Source organism: Cronobacter universalis NCTC 9529, from assembly GCF_001277175.1.
GTDB lineage: Bacteria > Pseudomonadota > Gammaproteobacteria > Enterobacterales > Enterobacteriaceae > Cronobacter > Cronobacter universalis.
In genome coordinates this window covers 789,482-805,474 of the sequence record NZ_CP012257.1, presented here as the reverse complement: position 1 = coordinate 805,474, position 15,993 = coordinate 789,482, and the positions used below count along the sequence as shown (strand labels likewise).

General features: G+C 57.7%; 15 protein-coding genes. 3 read left to right on the top strand and 12 right to left on the bottom strand.

Going from position 1 to position 15,993, the window contains the following annotated elements:
- The first annotated feature begins 34 nt into the window (after nt 1–34).
- The 3 genes from coaE to yacG are packed head-to-tail and all read left to right on the top strand — an operon-like array spanning nt 35 to nt 1,608.
- Nucleotides 35–655 carry a dephospho-CoA kinase gene (coaE, locus tag AFK65_RS03650; protein ID WP_032804279.1) on the top strand — a complete coding sequence of 207 codons (621 nt, stop codon included), beginning with the start codon at nt 35–37 and terminating at the stop codon, nt 653–655.
- The gene (zapD, locus tag AFK65_RS03645; protein WP_007707224.1) at nt 655–1,398 is read left to right on the top strand and encodes a cell division protein ZapD; all 744 of its coding nucleotides are present in this window, start codon (nt 655–657) and stop codon (nt 1,396–1,398) included. Before coaE ends, zapD begins: the two co-directional genes overlap by 1 nt.
- 9 nt (nt 1,399–1,407) lie before the next feature.
- Nucleotides 1,408–1,608, top strand: coding sequence for a DNA gyrase inhibitor YacG (gene yacG / locus AFK65_RS03640; RefSeq protein WP_007707221.1), 201 nt, complete (start codon nt 1,408–1,410; stop codon nt 1,606–1,608).
- On the opposite strand, the gene mutT is transcribed toward yacG, so the two are convergent.
- The 12 genes from mutT to murD all read right to left on the bottom strand — a co-directional run bounded on the left by mutT (nt 1,605) and on the right by murD (nt 15,993).
- Entirely contained in the window at nt 1,605–1,997 is a 393-nt protein-coding gene (mutT, locus tag AFK65_RS03635; RefSeq protein ID WP_007707219.1) for an 8-oxo-dGTP diphosphatase MutT, read from the bottom strand. The genes yacG and mutT overlap by 4 nt on opposite strands.
- Before the next feature lie 59 nt (nt 1,998–2,056).
- Complete coding sequence (gene secA, locus AFK65_RS03630) at nt 2,057–4,762, bottom strand: preprotein translocase subunit SecA (protein ID WP_007707165.1); 2,706 nt, start codon at nt 4,760–4,762, stop codon at nt 2,057–2,059.
- A gap of 59 nt (nt 4,763–4,821) precedes the next feature.
- Nucleotides 4,822–5,325, bottom strand: coding sequence for a secA translation cis-regulator SecM (gene secM, locus AFK65_RS03625; protein ID WP_201765213.1), 504 nt, complete (start codon nt 5,323–5,325; stop codon nt 4,822–4,824).
- Between the two features lie 277 nt (nt 5,326–5,602).
- Nucleotides 5,603–6,520, bottom strand: coding sequence for a UDP-3-O-acyl-N-acetylglucosamine deacetylase (lpxC, locus tag AFK65_RS03620; RefSeq protein WP_004388392.1), 918 nt, complete (start codon nt 6,518–6,520; stop codon nt 5,603–5,605).
- 101 nt (nt 6,521–6,621) lie between these two features.
- Entirely contained in the window at nt 6,622–7,773 is a 1,152-nt protein-coding gene (ftsZ, locus tag AFK65_RS03615) for a cell division protein FtsZ (protein WP_004388393.1), read from the bottom strand.
- A gap of 63 nt (nt 7,774–7,836) precedes the next feature.
- Nucleotides 7,837–9,093, bottom strand: a complete 1,257-nt coding sequence (gene ftsA, locus AFK65_RS03610) for a cell division protein FtsA (protein ID WP_004388394.1) — start codon at nt 9,091–9,093, stop codon at nt 7,837–7,839.
- Nucleotides 9,090–9,920: a cell division protein FtsQ gene (gene ftsQ, locus AFK65_RS03605; RefSeq protein ID WP_007707156.1), complete on the bottom strand. Its 831-nt coding sequence runs from the start codon at nt 9,918–9,920 to the stop codon at nt 9,090–9,092. The genes ftsA and ftsQ overlap by 4 nt, the downstream gene beginning before the upstream one ends.
- A 1-nt stretch (nt 9,921) precedes the next feature.
- Nucleotides 9,922–10,842 carry a D-alanine--D-alanine ligase gene (locus AFK65_RS03600; protein ID WP_007707153.1) on the bottom strand — a complete coding sequence of 307 codons (921 nt, stop codon included), beginning with the start codon at nt 10,840–10,842 and terminating at the stop codon, nt 9,922–9,924.
- Nucleotides 10,835–12,301: a UDP-N-acetylmuramate--L-alanine ligase gene (gene murC, locus AFK65_RS03595; protein WP_012815298.1), complete on the bottom strand. Its 1,467-nt coding sequence runs from the start codon at nt 12,299–12,301 to the stop codon at nt 10,835–10,837. Before murC ends, AFK65_RS03600 begins: the two co-directional genes overlap by 8 nt.
- Nucleotides 12,302–12,368: 67 nt before the next feature.
- Nucleotides 12,369–13,436 (bottom strand): undecaprenyldiphospho-muramoylpentapeptide beta-N-acetylglucosaminyltransferase, encoded by a 1,068-nt coding sequence (murG, locus tag AFK65_RS03590; RefSeq protein ID WP_038858035.1) that lies wholly within the window; start codon nt 13,434–13,436, stop codon nt 12,369–12,371.
- Nucleotides 13,433–14,677 (bottom strand): cell division protein FtsW, encoded by a 1,245-nt coding sequence (ftsW, locus tag AFK65_RS03585; protein ID WP_007707071.1) that lies wholly within the window; start codon nt 14,675–14,677, stop codon nt 13,433–13,435. Before ftsW ends, murG begins: the two co-directional genes overlap by 4 nt.
- Complete coding sequence (gene murD / locus AFK65_RS03580; RefSeq protein ID WP_038858036.1) at nt 14,677–15,993, bottom strand: UDP-N-acetylmuramoyl-L-alanine--D-glutamate ligase; 1,317 nt, start codon at nt 15,991–15,993, stop codon at nt 14,677–14,679. The genes ftsW and murD overlap by 1 nt, the downstream gene beginning before the upstream one ends.

The following is a 15,993-nucleotide window of genomic DNA, read 5'->3' as shown; positions in this document are numbered from 1 at the left end:
CAGGCGTATTTCAACGATTCGGGATGATGGCTTTATGGTTTATACGGTAGCACTGACGGGCGGTATAGGAAGCGGCAAAAGCACAGTCGCCGACGCCTTCGCCCGTCTCGGCGTTATCGTTATTGATGCCGACATCATCGCTCGTCAGGTCGTGGAGCCCGGCACCCCCGGATTAAACGCGATTATCGCGCGTTTTGGGCAGGCTATTTGTGCTCCCGACGGCACGCTTAATCGCCGCGCACTTCGCGAAATCATCTTCTCAAATCCGCAGGAGAAGGCCTGGCTGAACGGGCTCCTGCATCCGCTTATTCATCAGCAGACACAAGCGGAAATGGCGCACGCCGCGTCAGCCTATGTTCTTTGGGTCGTCCCGCTGCTGATTGAAAACCAACTACACAGTAAAGCTAACCGTGTGCTGGTGGTGGATGTCGCACCAGAAACGCAGATACAGCGCACCATGCAGCGCGATGGGGTTTCCCGTGAGCATGCTGAGCTTATCCTCAACGCACAGGCCACTCGTGAGGCCCGGTTAGCGATTGCTGATGACGTCATAGATAATAACGGCTCGCCGGAAGCGATAGAGATGGATGTGGCGCGCCTGCATCAACGCTATCTGCAACTGGCGGCGCAGGCCGTACCACAGGAAAATAAGTAATGCAGACTCACGTTCTTTTTGAACATCCCCTGAATGAAAAAATGCGCACCTGGCTGCGTATCGAATTTCTCATCCAGCAAATGAAAGCGCTGTTGCCTGTCAGCGATCATGCCTCTGCGCTGCACTTTTTTCGCAACGTCGGCGATTTGCTGGATGTCTTTGAGCGCGGCGATACCCGCACTGAACTCCTGAAAGAGCTGGAACGCCAGCAGCGCAAACTGCAAAGCTGGGCAGAAGTGCCGGGTGTTGATAACGAGCGCATTGAGTCGCTGCGCCACGAACTAAAAGCGCGCAGCAGCATGCTGATGGCCGCCCCTCGCCTCGGGCAGACGCTGCGTGAAGATCGTCTTATTGCGCTGGTTCGCCAGCGCCTGAGTATCCCCGGCGGCTGTTGCAGCTTCGATTTACCACTCCTGCACGTCTGGCTCTGCTCGCCGCAGGAAGAACGTGATGTTCAGGTAAACAGCTGGCTTGCCACGCTGCAACCACTGACCTACACGCTGGATATGATCCTGGATCTTATCCGCCAGTCGTCGCCGTTTCGCAAACAGACCAGCCTGAACGGGTTTTATCAGGATAACGGCGATGATGCCGATCTCCTGCGCCTGCAACTCCCGCTTGAAGAAGCGCTTTACCCACAGATTTCCGGCCATAAGAGCCGTTTCGCAATCCGTTTTATGCCGCTCGACAGCGAGCACGGGCGCGTACCGGAACGTTTCGATTTTGAACTGGCCTGTTGTTAAGGAATTATGATGTCAGACGTTACCATCGTTAATTGCCCGACCTGCGGCAAAGAAGTTATTTGGGGTGAGCAAAGCCCGTTTCGTCCATTTTGTTCAAACCGCTGCCGGCTTATCGATCTGGGTGAATGGGCCGCTGAAGAGAAACGTATTCCCAGCAGCGGCGATCGCTCCGACACCGATGGCTGGAGCGAGGAAGAAAACCAGCTTTAAGACTGTGCGCGAAGCTTTGCAATCACAGGCTCGTTGGCAGGCGGAAACGCCTGCGCGTCCAGAGCCTGCTGATGTACCCAGTGCCCCGGCTGTCCCTCTTTTCCCCACGGCTCTCCTTCCCAGCTTTCGACCAGATAGAACCACAAACTGATGTGACGATCCGGGAATTCGTAGTCCAGCGTTTCAAACAGGGTGGCGGCAGTTACGGTTATGCCCGTCTCTTCCTGAAGCTCACGGCGAAGCGCCGCTTCAGGCGTTTCGCCCGCTTCAATCTTACCGCCAGGGAATTCCCATTTATTCGCCATATGCGCATCGGCGGCACGCTGCGTAATAAAGATTTCGCCCTTTGCGTTACGCACGATACCTACCGCAATCTGTAATTTTTTCATGCTTTTCTTCCTGTAAAAAAGGCGCAGATATCTGCGCCTTTTATGTCAGTTACAACCGGTTAGCTTAAGCGGCCGTGGCACTGCTTATACTTTTTACCGGAGCCGCACGGACAAGGATCGTTGCGACCGACTTTACGCTCGCCGGTCTGCTCAGCAAGTGCTGCCGCGGCGGCGGTTTCATCGTCCTGATGGCTGAGCTGCTGCATCTGCGCCAGGCGCTCCGCCTCTTCGCGGCGCTGCTGCTCCATCGCTTCCACTTCTTCCGGCATACGCACCTGCACTTTGCTGATGGTGCTGATCACTTCATATTTCAGCGATTCCAGCATAGCCGCAAACATGGCGAACGATTCGCGCTTGTATTCCTGCTTCGGATCTTTCTGCGCATAGCCGCGCAGATGAATACCCTGGCGCAGGTAATCCATCGCCGCCAGGTGCTCTTTCCACAGGGAATCCAGCGTCTGCAGCATCACGCCTTTTTCGAAGTGACGCATCATCTCAGCGCCAACGACCTCTTCTTTACGGGCGTAAACTTCTTTCGCGCTTTCCAGAATACGCTCACGCAGCGTTTCTTCATGCAGATCCGGCTCTTTATCCAGCCACTGCGCAATCGGCAGCTCCAGATCGAAGTCGTTTTTCAGGCGCTCTTCCAGACCCGGAATATCCCACATCTCTTCCAGCGACTGCGGCGGGATATGGGCGTCGATGGTCGCTTTGAAAACGTCTTCACGGATGCTGTTGATGGTTTCGCTGATGTCCGCCACGTCCAGCAGTTCGTTACGCTGGGTGTAGATCGCGCGGCGCTGATCGTTGGCTACGTCATCATATTCCAGCAGTTGCTTACGGATATCGAAGTTGCGGCTTTCCACTTTGCGCTGCGCGTTGGCGATCGCCTTGGTCACCCACGGGTGTTCAATCGCTTCGCCCGGCTTCATGCCCAGTTTACGCATCATGTTGGCGACGCGATCCGAGGCGAAAATACGCATCAGCGCATCTTCCATGGAGAGGTAGAAACGGGAAGATCCCGGATCGCCCTGACGACCGGAACGGCCGCGAAGCTGGTTATCGATACGACGTGATTCGTGGCGCTCGGTACCGATGATATGCAGGCCGCCAGAGGCCAGCACCGCGTCGTGACGTTTTTGCCAGTCGGCTTTGATCTGCGCAATCTGCTCTTCACTCGGCGCTTCCAGCTCGGCGACTTCCGCCTGCCAGCTACCACCGAGCATGATATCGGTACCACGGCCCGCCATGTTGGTGGCGATGGTAACCGCGCCCGGGTAACCTGCCTGCGCGACGATATCCGCTTCGCGGGCGTGGAATTTAGCGTTCAGGACGTTGTGTTCGATGCCTGCTTTCGTCAGCGCCTCAGAAATCACTTCGGATTTCTCGATGGAGATAGTCCCCACCAGCACCGGCTGACCTTTCGCGGTACGCTCTTTGATATCCTCAATGATCGCGTCGATCTTCTCGGCTTCAGTCATGTAGACCAGATCCGGCAGATCTTTACGAATCATCGGACGGTTGGTCGGCACCACAACGGTATCCAGCTTATAGATAGAGCTGAATTCAAACGCTTCGGTATCTGCGGTACCCGTCATCCCCGCCAGTTTTTCATAGAGACGGAAATAATTCTGGAAAGTGATGGAAGCCAGCGTCTGGTTTTCATTCTGGATTTCAACGCCTTCTTTGGCCTCTACAGCCTGATGCAAGCCATCAGACCAGCGACGCCCCTGCATGGTACGGCCGGTGTGCTCATCGACGATAATAACTTCGCCATCTTTAACGATGTAGTCAACGTCACGGGTAAAGAGCACATGCGCGCGCAGCGCGGCGGTGACGTGGTGCATCAGCATGATGTTGCCCGGAGAGTAGAGCGATTCGCCCTCGTCCATGATGCCTTCTTTCACCAGCAGCTCTTCCACGAGCACCAGTCCGCGCTCGGTCAGGTTAACCTGACGCGCTTTTTCGTCTACCGAGAAGTGACCTTCGCCCTGGAATGTATCGGAGTCTTCTTTCTCCTGGCGCACCAGATGCGGGATGATTTTGTTCACTTTCTTGTAAAGCTCGGAGCTGTCTTCGGCCGGGCCGGAGATAATCAGCGGCGTACGCGCTTCATCGATAAGAATGGAGTCGACCTCATCCACCAGCGCATAGTGAAGCTTACGCTGTACGCGCTCTTCCGGGCTGAACGCCATGTTGTCGCGCAGGTAGTCGAAACCATATTCGTTGTTGGTGCCGTAGGTAATATCGGCAGCGTAGGCTTCACGTTTGGCGGGTGCAGGCATGCCGGACATGTTTACCGCAACGCTCATCCCTAAGAATTCAAACAACGGGCGGTTGTTTTCGGCGTCACGCTGCGCCAGATAGTCGTTGACGGTGACCACGTGAACGCCTTTGCCGGTCAGCGCGTTCAGGTAGGCAGGCAGCGTCGCGGTCAGGGTTTTACCTTCACCGGTACGCATCTCCGCGATGCAGCGATCGTTAAGCACCATACCGCCCAGCAGCTGGACATCGAAGTGGCGCATGCCGAAGACACGTTTGCTCGCTTCACGAACCACCGCGAACGCTTCCGGCAGCAGGCTTTCCAGCGTTTCGCCCTTTTCCAGGCGCGCGCGGAACTCTGCGGTTTTTGCTTTCAGCTCTTCATCGGAAAGCTTTTCAAGCGCCGGCTCCATGCCGTTAATAAGCGCAACGGCCTTACGCATACGACGTAAGGTACGATCGTTACGACTACCAAACACCTTGGTTAACATTTTGATTAACATAATAAATTCTCTGTAGCCTCGCACAGGCAAAAAAATGAAATAAATAAAAACGACAATACTCAGGCGAGGAGACGAGGACCGGCGCGGATGCCCTGTACCTGGCTAATCCAGGCGGAGATCGTAAAGGAAAGGTGAGGAAGCAAACGCGGGGCGGGCTGCGCCTGCGCGGCGGCAGGCTGCAAATCCTGCGTCAGCATCGCGCTGAGCGTATCCAGCAGCGCGAGATGCTGCGCATTCAATGGCAGGCTTTCTTCCATCGCCATCGGTAGCGCCTGCGGCGCCATGGCGAAAGAGAGATGACGGATAACGGTGCGAATGGCGTGCTGCTGCCAGTAATCCACACCAAACGCCGCGGAGCGGCGCGAGGTTTCCCCGATGAGCGCCAGCGAATCAAAACTGCGCAACGTACCGGTATGACTGGTGCTGGCCTCGGCAGGCGCGGCGGGTTCAGCGTTGTTATTGAGCGCGGGCAGGCCAAGACTGGCCGCGACCATCCCCAAAAGGAGATGCGGCCAGAAGTAGCGTCTTCCAAACTGTCGCCAACGCGTGAATATACCAGGCACTGTAACCCACCGGATAACGCCGGCCTGCGCCCGCGTTATGTTGTCTGTTAATAAGGGCATAAATATTACCATCATTCCCGCGAAGCGGCAGCAGTATCGCTGCGATACCTTACGCAATCCGCACAAGAAACCAGCAGTTAATCATCAGCAGGGAGATGGTAAAGCAGGATAAAAGGCGAAGAGAAAAATGGCTGTTTAAGAACAATAAAAAACGACTGGTGAACACAGGCCGGAGAGAGTACCTGGTCTACCAGTCGTCTTTAGTCAGACTATGCTGTTACGCCAGCACCAGCGAAGGGGCTTTGAAAGCCAGAGGCAGTTCAGCCTCGTCTTCATAGGTGACATATTCCCAGGCTTCTTGCTTAGCAAGAACCGCCTGCAGCAATTTGTTGTTCAGCGCATGACCAGATTTATAGGCGGTAAACGCGCCGATAATGTTGTGGCCACACATGAACAGGTCGCCAATCGCGTCCAGCATTTTGTGACGAACGAATTCATCTTCAAAACGCAGGCCGTCTTCGTTCAATACGCGATAATCGTCAACAACGATGGCACAATCGAAGCTGCCGCCCAGGCACAAACCGCGGGACTGCAGATATTCGATATCACGCATGAAACCGAAAGTACGGGCACGACTGATCTGGCGCATAAACGCATCTGCAGAGAAATTCATGCAGTAGCGCTGATTGCTCGCATCAATGGCCGGGTGGTTGAAGTCGATTGTGAAGTCCAGCGAAAAACCGTTATACGGTTTAAATTCCGCCCACTTATCGCCATCCTCAACGCGCACGGTTTCTTTAATGCGCACGAATTTCTTCGCTACGTTCAGCTCATCGATACCTGCATCAACCAGCAGGTAAACGAACGGCGCGGCGCTGCCATCCATAATCGGGATTTCAGGCGCGTCCACTTCGACGATGATGTTGTCGATACCAAGACCCGCCAGCGCGGCGTTCAGGTGCTCGACGGTAGAAATCCGCACATCATGCTCATTGACCAGGCAAGTACAGAGCATGGTATCACGCACAGATTTGGCATCGGCCGGGAAATCTACCGGAGGATTCAAGTCGGTGCGACGATAGATGACCCCGGTATTTGCCGGCGCAGGGCGCAGCGTCAGGGTGACTTTTTTGCCGGTATGTAAACCGACACCAGTCGCCTGAACGATACGTTTAAGAGTCCTTTGTTTGATCATCGTATAATCTCGCCAAATAATTCACCTTACCGATAGTGTACATCACAACCGGTGGGGCATTTTAGCACAAAGAGCGCATCAGCCCAACTTCCGGCTTATTCTTAATCAGCCTGCTTACGCAGAAACGCCGGAATATCCAGATAATCTGGCTCTTTCGCCGTCTGCGGCGTCGGGTCGTTAACCACTTTAGAAGCCGGTTTCTGCTCCTGGGTCAGCGGCGCCATACCGTGCTGCTGATAACGATCCATTGCCGGCTGCTGCGTCTGTTTGTTGGTCACCAGAGTGATTTCCGGACGCTTATCCATGCCGATACCGGTCGCAACTACCGTTACGCGCAGTTCGTCGTTCATATCCGGGTCGAGAGACGTACCGATAACCACGGTGGCGTTATCCGATGCGAAGGCGCGGATAGTGTTACCCACGGTTTCGAACTCATCAAGACGCAGGTCGAAGCCCGCCGTGATGTTGACCAGAACGCCGCGCGCGCCGGAGAGGTCGATATCTTCCAGCAGCGGGCTGGAGATCGCCATTTCTGCGGCTTCTTCCGCACGGTCTTCGCCGCTTGCGACACCGGAGCCCATCATGGCGTAACCCATTTCAGACATCACGGTGCGCACATCCGCAAAGTCGACGTTCATCAGGCCCGGACGCGTAATCAGTTCGGCGATACCCTGCACCGCGCCTTTCAGCACGTCGTTGGCCGCGCCGAACGCGTCCAGCAGAGAGATCCCACGACCCAGTACTTTCAGCAGTTTGTCGTTAGGAATGGTAATCAGGGAGTCGACATGACGGGAGAGCTCGGCAATACCCTGTTCGGCAAAAGCCATACGCTTTTTGCCTTCGAAATTGAACGGCTTGGTCACGACAGCAACGGTCAGGATGCCGAGGTCTTTCGCCACTTCAGCCACAACCGGCGCAGCGCCAGTACCCGTACCGCCGCCCATACCGGCTGCGATAAACACCATGTCAGCGCCATCTAATGCGGCACGCAGCGCTTCGCGGTCTTCTTCCGCAGCGTTACGACCGACTTCCGGGTTTGCGCCAGCACCCAGACCTTTAGTGATGCCGCTACCAATCTGAATGGTCTGGCCGACTGCGGTTTTACGCAGCGCCTGGGCATCGGTGTTGACTGCGAAGAACTCAACACCTTCGATGCGCTCGCGCACCATATGTTCTACGGCATTACCGCCGCCGCCACCGACGCCGATGACTTTAATCACCGCGTCGTTGGTCAGTTCCATAGGTTCAAACATAATGTCTCTCCGTTTTGTGCCTTTCGCCTGAGACCGCTAATTTTGTCCGGTCTCTGAAAAAAATTAAAACTCTTTTCGCAGCCAGCTGTTGATCCGTTTGATCCACGAGCCGACTGAGGTTCGTTTTTCCACTTCCGCCTCACCGCTGAGATGCGATTCTTTACCATAATGCAGTAAACCCACCGCCGTGGAGTAGTAGGGCTCCTGGGCGTAATCGGTAAGGCCAGTAATATTTAAGGGCTGTCCAATACGCACCTGCGTATGGAACACCCGCTGCGCGCACGCCGCCAGACCTTCAATTTGCGCCGCGCCGCCGGTTAATACAATCCCCGCCGCAAGATGATGTTTCACGCCCTGCTGGCGAAGCTGCTCCTGCAACTGCAAAATTTCTTCGTTTACCAGATTAAGCAGCTCGGTATAACGCGGCTCAATCACTTCCGCCAGCGTCTGACGCTGGAGGCTGCGCGGCGGACGCCCGCCCACGCTCGGCACCTCGACGCTCTCGTCTTTACCGACCAGCGACCCCAGCGCGCAGCCGTGGCGCACTTTAATCGCCTCGGCATCGCTCGGCGGCGTGCCGAAGGCATAAGCGATATCGCTGGTGACCACGTTCCCGGCATACGGAATCACTTTAGTGTGACGCAGCGCGCCGCCGGTATAAACGGCGATATCCATTGTACCACCGCCGATATCCACCACGCAGACGCCCAGCTCACGCTCGTCTTCCGTTAACACGGAGTAGCTGGAGGCCAGGCCCGCGAAAATAAGTTGGTCAACTTTCAGACCGCAACGTTCCACCGCCTTGACGATGTTTTTCGCCATGTCATTGTGGCAGGTGATTAAATGCACTTTCGCCTGCATGCGAACGCCGGATAACCCTACCGGGTTTTTAATCCCTTCCTGGTAATCAATAGCGTATTCCTGCGGAATCACATGCAATACGCGATGTTCATCGCGTACGCGTACTGATTTTGCGGTATGGACAACATTTTCAACATCTTCCTGCGTCACTTCCTCTTCAGAGATCGGCACCATGCCGATTTCGTTCTGGCAGCTAATATGCTTGCCGGAAAGCGCCAAGTAGACGGAAGAGATCTGGCAATCCGCCATCAGCTCGGCCTGGTCTATAGCGCGCTGAACGCACTTCACCACCGATTCCAGATCGTTAACGCCGCCTTTATCCATCCCGCGGGACGGACAGCTTCCCACGCCAATGATATTGATCATACCGTCGGGCAGAACTTCCCCTACCAAAGCGGCGACCTTCGCAGTGCCAATCTCCAGTCCAACTACCAGTTTTCTGTCCGTCGCCTTAATCATTGTTGCTCTGCCTGTGCCTGATTCTGTTGCTGATTAATTTCCTCTGTGGGGGCCGGCTCCCAGCCGACCGCCGCGCCGGAGTCATAGCGTAAATCGACATAGCTTATCCGCTTATTGTCAGTTTGCGCTTGCTGTTGCAGAACCGGGTACAGCTCCACAAAGCGTTCCAGGCGTTTCATTGTGTCATCCCGACCGAGATTGAGCTTAATATTATTGCTCAACGTCACCTGCCAGGAGCGACGCGCGGTCATCGCCGCTTCCTTCAGTGTAAATTTATCTTTCGCCAGCACCTGTCCCATCGACCGGTAACCCTGCAGCACTTCGTTCTCGCTGCCTTCCGGGCCGTACAGTAACGGCAAAACCTGCTTACTGGCGCGATCGGACGGCACGCTGAAGGCCGTACCGTCGGTGTCGATCATGTGCTGGTCATTCCAGCGTGCTATCGGCACATATTCAACCAGATGAATCTTCAATTCGTCCGGCCATTGCTTTCTTACGCTTGCCTGCTTGATCCACGGCAAACGTTCTATCTGATTCTGGATGATATTCACGTCCTGCGTCATAAACGTGCCCGGCGCGCCCAGCGCCAGGATGGACTGACGAATATCATCGTTGCGGGTGTAATGGCGCTCGCCCGTTACCACCAGCTTTGACAGCGGCAGGCGCTGGGCGTCTTCCATCCACCCCAGCACCATCCAGCCGCCGAATATCACGGTTAACACGACCGCCAGCAGAAAGACGATGCCTGCAAGACGGGTCCCATTATTACGGCGCGAAACCGTATTTTCTTCAGGACGATTTTTCGTGTTCAGCGCAGCCTGCGACATATCAGTTCGCCAGCTCCAGAATACGCACCACCAGCTGTGAGAAGCTCATGCCCGCCTGACGCGCCGCCATCGGCACCAGGCTATGGCTGGTCATGCCAGGCGCCGTATTCACCTCAAGCAGGTAAAACTCGCCGTCGCTGTCCTGCATCACGTCCACGCGGCCCCAGCCCCGGCAGCCCAGCACACGCCACGCTTCCAGCACCAGCGCCTGTAGCGCCTGCTCACGTTCGGCATCAATGCCTGCCGGACAAAAATATTGCGTCTCGTCCGAAAGATACTTCGCCTCGTAGTCATAAAACACGCCGGCAGGCTGGATGCGAATCGAAGGCAGGATCTCATCGCCAAGGATAGCCACGGTAAATTCCGGGCCGCTCAGCCATTTTTCCACCAGCACTTCGCTGTCGTGTTCAAACGCCAGTTCGAGCGCGGGCAGTAACGCCTGCGCGCTGTCGACTTTCGACATGCCGACGCTTGACCCTTCGCGGCTCGGCTTCACGATAACCGGCAGACCTAACGCCGCGATACGCGCGCTCAGCGACTCGCTAAGGCCGCCACGGATGTCGCGGCGATCCAGCGCCACCCAGGGCGCCACAGGCAGCCCAGCGCCCTGCCAGAGCAGTTTGGTGCGCAGTTTATCCATGGTAATCGCCGATGCCATCACGCCGCTGCCGGTATAAGGCAGGCCGAGATACTCCAGCGTACCTTGCAGCGTGCCATCTTCGCCGCCGCGACCATGCAGCGCGATAAAGATTTTATCGAACCCTTCTTCTTTGAGCGTAGTTACGCACACATCGCGCGGATCGACGGCGTGCGCGTCAACGCCCGCCTCTTTCAGGCCGGCGAGTACCGCGCTGCCGGATTGCAGGGAGACCTCACGTTCCGCCGAGCTACCGCCCAGCAGTACGGCGATTTTCTCAGCCATGCGCGTTCTCCTCAGGTTGCAGCTTCGCTTCCGCCAGCTGGCGCGCGATTTTACCGATATTGCCCGCGCCCTGAACCAGAATCAAATCGTTGCCCGACAGTACCGGCGCCAGCATCGCGGCGACCTGCGCCGGATCGGAGACCAGAATCGGATCCACTTTGCCGCGCGCGCGAATAGTGCGGCACAGCGAGCGGCTGTCAGCGCCCGGGATCGGCGCTTCCCCCGCCGGATAGACATCCAGCATCAGCAGCACATCGACCTGCGACAGCACGTTGGCGAAATCGTCATACAGATCGCGCGTACGGGTGTAGCGGTGCGGCTGGAAAATCATGACCAGATTTTTCTCCGGCCAGCCTGCGCGGGCTGCGCGCACGGTCGCATCCACTTCAGTCGGGTGGTGGCCATAGTCATCCACCAGCATCGCCGTGCCGGATTTACCATTGACGTTTGCCAGCGGAAACTCGCCCAGGAAGTCAAAACGACGCCCGGTGCCCTGGAAGCTTTCCAGCGCGCGCAGAATGGCCTCGTCTTCAATCCCCTCTTCCGTCGCTACGGACACTGCCGCCGCGGCGTTCAGCGCGTTATGGCGGCCCGGCGCGTTCAGCGTCACGCGCAGTTCCGGCTTGTCCTGACGCACCAGGGTGAAATGGCCCTGCGCGCCGGTCTGGCGATAATTTTCCACACGTACATCGGCATCTTCGCTGAAACCATAAGTGGTAATTTGACGCCCGACGCGCGGCAGCAGCTCGCGGATCACCGGATCGTCAACGCACATCACCGCACGGCCATAAAACGGCAGGTTGTGCAGGAAGTTAATAAACGTCTGCTTCAGGTTCTCAAAGTCGCCATGGTAAGTGTCCATATGGTCGGCTTCGATATTGGTCACAATCGCGACCATCGGCTGCAAATGCAGGAACGACGCGTCGCTTTCGTCGGCTTCGGCAATCAGATAACGGCTGTTGCCAAGGCGCGCGTGCGTGCCCGCCGCTTTCACCAGACCGCCGTTGACGAACGTCGGGTCGAGACCCGCTTCGGCATAAATGCTCGATACCATCGCGGTCGTCGTCGTTTTGCCATGCGTACCTGCCACGGCGATGCCGTGACGAAAACGCATCAGCTCCGCCAGCATCTCGGCGCGGCGGATAACGGGAATACGGGCCTCATGAGCCGCGACGATCTCCGGGTTATCCGCAGAAATCGCGCTGGATACGACAACCACGCTGGCGTCCAGGACGTTTTCCGGACGGTGGTTGAAATAAATAGTGGCGCCCAGCGCCGTCAACTGCTGCGTGACAGCGTTCGGCGCCAGATCGGACCCGCTGATCTGGTAGCCTTCGTTCGCCAGCACTTCCGCAATGCCGCCCATACCGGCGCCGCCGATGCCAACGAAGTGAATGTGCCGGACGCGACGCATCTCGGGCACGATAGAACGCAGTTTCGCCAGTTGTTGTGTATTCATTCTTTAAAAGCCTTTGGCAAACGCCATAACATCATCAATCACGCGGAACAAACAGTATCCGCAATCGTCACGCGCGGGCGACCGCGCGTACTTCATCTGCGACCCTTTCGGTCGCGTCGGGAATGGCGGCCGCGCGCGCGCGCTCAGCCATATCGAGCAACGTGGCGCGATCCCATCCCTCCAGCGTCTCGCTCACCGCCTCAACGGTAAACTGCGGCTGCTCCAGAATCTTCGCCGCGCCCGCTTTCTCAAGCGGCAGCGCATTCCAGTATTGCTGCCGGTCTTTATGCTGGAACGGCACAAACAGCGCCGGCAGACCGGCGGCGGCGATTTCGCTCACCGTCAGCGCGCCGGAGCGGCATACCACCACATCAGCCCACGCGTAGGCTGCCGCCATGTCATCGATAAATTCGGTCACTTTATGCTGCGGCTGGCCGGCAGCGGCATACGCCTGCTGAACCTCCGCCAGCGCGCCCTTACCGCTCTGATGCCAGATAGTCACTACATCGCCCAGACGCGCCGCCACCTGCGGCATCGTCTGGTTCAATACGCGCGCGCCCTGCGAGCCGCCGACCACCAGCACGCGAACCGGGCCTTCACGCCCCGTCAGCCGCGCTTGCGGCAGCGGCAGCGCCAGCACATCGGTGCGTACCGGGTTGCCCACCACTTCCGCGTTCGGAAATGCGCCGGGGAACGCCTGCATCACGCGGCTTGCGATTTTCGCGAGCCATTTGTTGGTCAGCCCCGCGATGCCGTTCTGCTCATGCAGCACGACAGGAATACCCAGCGACCACGCCGCCAGCCCGCCAGGGCCGGATACATAGCCGCCCATACCCAGTACGACATCGGGCTTAAAACGCTTCATGATCGCCCGCGCCTGACGCCAGGCGTTAAAAATACGCACCGGCGCCAGCGCCAGCGCTTTCAGGCCCTTACCACGCAGGCCGGAGATCCGAATAAAATCGATCTCAATGCCGTTTTTCGGCACCAGGTCGGCCTCCATGCGATCGGCAGTCCCCAGCCAGCGAACCTGCCATCCCTGCGCCATCAGATGGTGCGCTACTGCAAGGCCTGGAAAGACGTGTCCGCCCGTTCCGCCCGCCATCACCATCAGCCGCTTTGGTTGACCACTCATCGTGAACCTCGTGTAAACGCCTGGGCTTTTTCCAGACGCGTTTCATAATCTATGCGCAACAACAACATAATCGCCGTCGACATAATCAGCAGGCTCGAACCGCCGTAACTGATAAGCGGCAGCGTCAGGCCTTTGGTCGGCAGCATACCCGCCGCCGCGCCGACGTTAACCAGCGCCTGGAAACTAAACCAGATACCGATAGAACAGGCTAAAAAGCCCGCGAAACGCTGATCGGTTTCCAGCGCGCGACGCCCTATCGACATGGCGCGAAAAGCCACGAAGAATACCATCAAAAGCGCCAGTACCACACCGATATATCCCAGTTCTTCCCCAATAATGGAGAAGATGAAGTCGGTATGCGCTTCGGGTAAATACTCCAGTTTTTGCACCGAATTCCCGAGCCCCTGCCCCCACAACTCGCCGCGACCAAACGCCATCAGCGACTGGGTCAACTGGTAGCCGCTGCCGAAGGGATCTTCCCACGGGTTCCAGAACGACGTTACGCGGCGAATACGATAAGGCTCCGCGAGGATCAGCAGCACGACCGCCGAAATGCCCATGCCGATAATCGCGATAAACTGCCACAGCTTAGCGCCCGCGAGAAAAAGCATCGCAAGGGTCGTCACGAACAGCACCACCACCGTACCGAGGTCAGGCTGCGCCAGCAGCAGCACCGCCATCACCAGAATCACGCCCATCGGTTTTAAGAAGCCGCGCAGGTTGTTGCGCACCTCATCGACCTTACGCACCAGGTAGTTCGACAGATAACAAAAGAGCGACAGCTTGGAGAATTCCGCCGGCTGAATACGCAGCGGGCCGAGCGCAATCCAGCGCGACGCGCCGTTCACCGAACTGCCCACCACCAGCACGATCAGCAGCATCACAATCGAGGCGATAAGCATCGCCGCGCTGTGGCGCTGCCAGAATTCCATCGGCAGGCGCAGCGTAATCAGCGCCAGGCCAAACGCCAGCAGCAGGTAGATGCCGTCACGTTTGGCGAACAGGAACGGATCGTTCGCCAGGCGCTGGCCTACCGGCATCGACGCCGACGTCACCATGATAAAACCAATCGCCGCCAGCCCCAGCGTCAGCCAGAGCAGCGTGCGGTCGTACATCACCAGACTGGTGGTGTCTTTCTCGCGCGAGCCCATCACCCAGCCGCGAACCGCCCGGAAAAGCCAGGCGAGAATGCCCATACCGGGGAAACGCGGCAGGCGAAGGCGTGGAAGCGATACGCGCATCAGCCAAGCTCCTTCGCAAGACGCGTAAAGACATCCCCGCGCTGTTCGAAGTTTTTAAACTGATCGAGGCTCGCGCAGGCGGGCGAGAGCAAGACCATATCGCCGGGCTTCACGCGTCCGGCGATGACTTTCATCGCCTCTTCCATGGTTTCCATGCGCTCGGAAACGTCAGGGCGCAGCGCCGCCAGGGCGTCGCCGTCGCGGCCAAAGCAATAGAGACGCACGCGATCGCCCGTCAGATAGTGCGCGAGCGGCGAGAAATCGGCGGATTTGCCGTCGCCGCCCAGCAGCAAGTGCAGCGTGCCGTCGAGATGCAGGCCGTTAAGCGCCGCCTCGGTGCTGCCGACGTTGGTCGCTTTGGAATCGTTAATCCAGCGCACGCCGTTATGCTCGTAAGCGAGCTGGAAACGGTGCGCCAGGCCGCCAAACGTCGTCAGCGCTTTCAGGCTGCTGGCGCGCGGCAGGCCCGCGGCATCCGCCAGCGCCAGCGCCGCCAGGGCGTTGGTGTAGTTATGCTGGCCAACGAGCTTCATCTCTTTCACGTTGAGGACTTTCTCGCCCCGCACGCGCAGCCAGATTTCCCCCTGCTGGCGGTTAAGGTGATAATCCCCGACATCGATGCCGAAGCTCACGCAGCGCTCGTCGGCGCCGCGAACCGGCATGGTCAGCGCGTCGTCGGCGTTCACCACGCACACCGTCGCGTTTTCATAAATCCGTAACTTCGCCGCACGATACTGCTGCAACCCGAGCGGATAGCGATCCATATGATCTTCGGTGACGTTAAGAATGGTCGCGGCGGCGGCCTTCAGGCTAAACGTGGTTTCGAGCTGGAAGCTGGAAAGCTCAAGGACATAGAGCTCGCGCCCCTCTTCCAGCAGCATCAGCGCGGGCAGGCCGATATTGCCGCCGACGCCCACATTAACACCCGCCGCTTTCGCCATTTCGCCGACCAGCGTCGTCACGGTGCTCTTACCGTTCGAACCGGTAATGGCGACGATCGGCGCCTGCGCTTCGCGGCAAAACAGTTCGATATCGCCGACGATCTCAACGCCCGCGTCCGCCGCCGCGCTCAACGCCGGATGCGCGAGGGCGATGCCGGGGCTTGCGACGATCAGATCGGCGTTCATCAGCCAGGTTTCGTTGAGCGAGCCGAGATGGCGCTCCACCTCTTCCGGCAGCTTATCCAGCCCCGGCGGGGAGATTCGGGTATCCATCACGCGCGGCGTCACGCCGCGCGCCAGGAAAAAGTCCACGCAGGAAAGGCCGGTTAACCCAAGCCCGATGATGACGACTTTTTTACCCTGATAATCTGCCAT

Excerpts from the sequence above, each read along its gene's own strand:
- ftsA (WP_004388394.1), bottom strand. The coding sequence starts at position 9,093 with ATGATTAAGGCGACGGACAGAAAACTGGTAGTTGGACTGGAGATTGGC.
- murG (WP_038858035.1), bottom strand. The coding sequence starts at position 13,436 with ATGAGTGGTCAACCAAAGCGGCTGATGGTGATGGCGGGCGGAACGGGC.
- yacG (WP_007707221.1), top strand. The coding sequence starts at position 1,408 with ATGTCAGACGTTACCATCGTTAATTGCCCGACCTGCGGCAAAGAAGTT.
- secA (WP_007707165.1), bottom strand. The coding sequence starts at position 4,762 with ATGTTAATCAAAATGTTAACCAAGGTGTTTGGTAGTCGTAACGATCGT.
- ftsZ (WP_004388393.1), bottom strand. The coding sequence starts at position 7,773 with ATGTTTGAACCTATGGAACTGACCAACGACGCGGTGATTAAAGTCATC.
- murD (WP_038858036.1), bottom strand. The coding sequence starts at position 15,993 with ATGGCAGATTATCAGGGTAAAAAAGTCGTCATCATCGGGCTTGGGTTA.
- murC (WP_012815298.1), bottom strand. The coding sequence starts at position 12,301 with ATGAATACACAACAACTGGCGAAACTGCGTTCTATCGTGCCCGAGATG.
- mutT (WP_007707219.1), bottom strand. The coding sequence starts at position 1,997 with ATGAAAAAATTACAGATTGCGGTAGGTATCGTGCGTAACGCAAAGGGC.
- lpxC (WP_004388392.1), bottom strand. The coding sequence starts at position 6,520 with ATGATCAAACAAAGGACTCTTAAACGTATCGTTCAGGCGACTGGTGTC.
- coaE (WP_032804279.1), top strand. The coding sequence starts at position 35 with ATGGTTTATACGGTAGCACTGACGGGCGGTATAGGAAGCGGCAAAAGC.
- ftsW (WP_007707071.1), bottom strand. The coding sequence starts at position 14,677 with ATGCGCGTATCGCTTCCACGCCTTCGCCTGCCGCGTTTCCCCGGTATG.
- ftsQ (WP_007707156.1), bottom strand. The coding sequence starts at position 9,920 with ATGTCGCAGGCTGCGCTGAACACGAAAAATCGTCCTGAAGAAAATACG.
- zapD (WP_007707224.1), top strand. The coding sequence starts at position 655 with ATGCAGACTCACGTTCTTTTTGAACATCCCCTGAATGAAAAAATGCGC.
- AFK65_RS03600 (WP_007707153.1), bottom strand. The coding sequence starts at position 10,842 with ATGGCTGAGAAAATCGCCGTACTGCTGGGCGGTAGCTCGGCGGAACGT.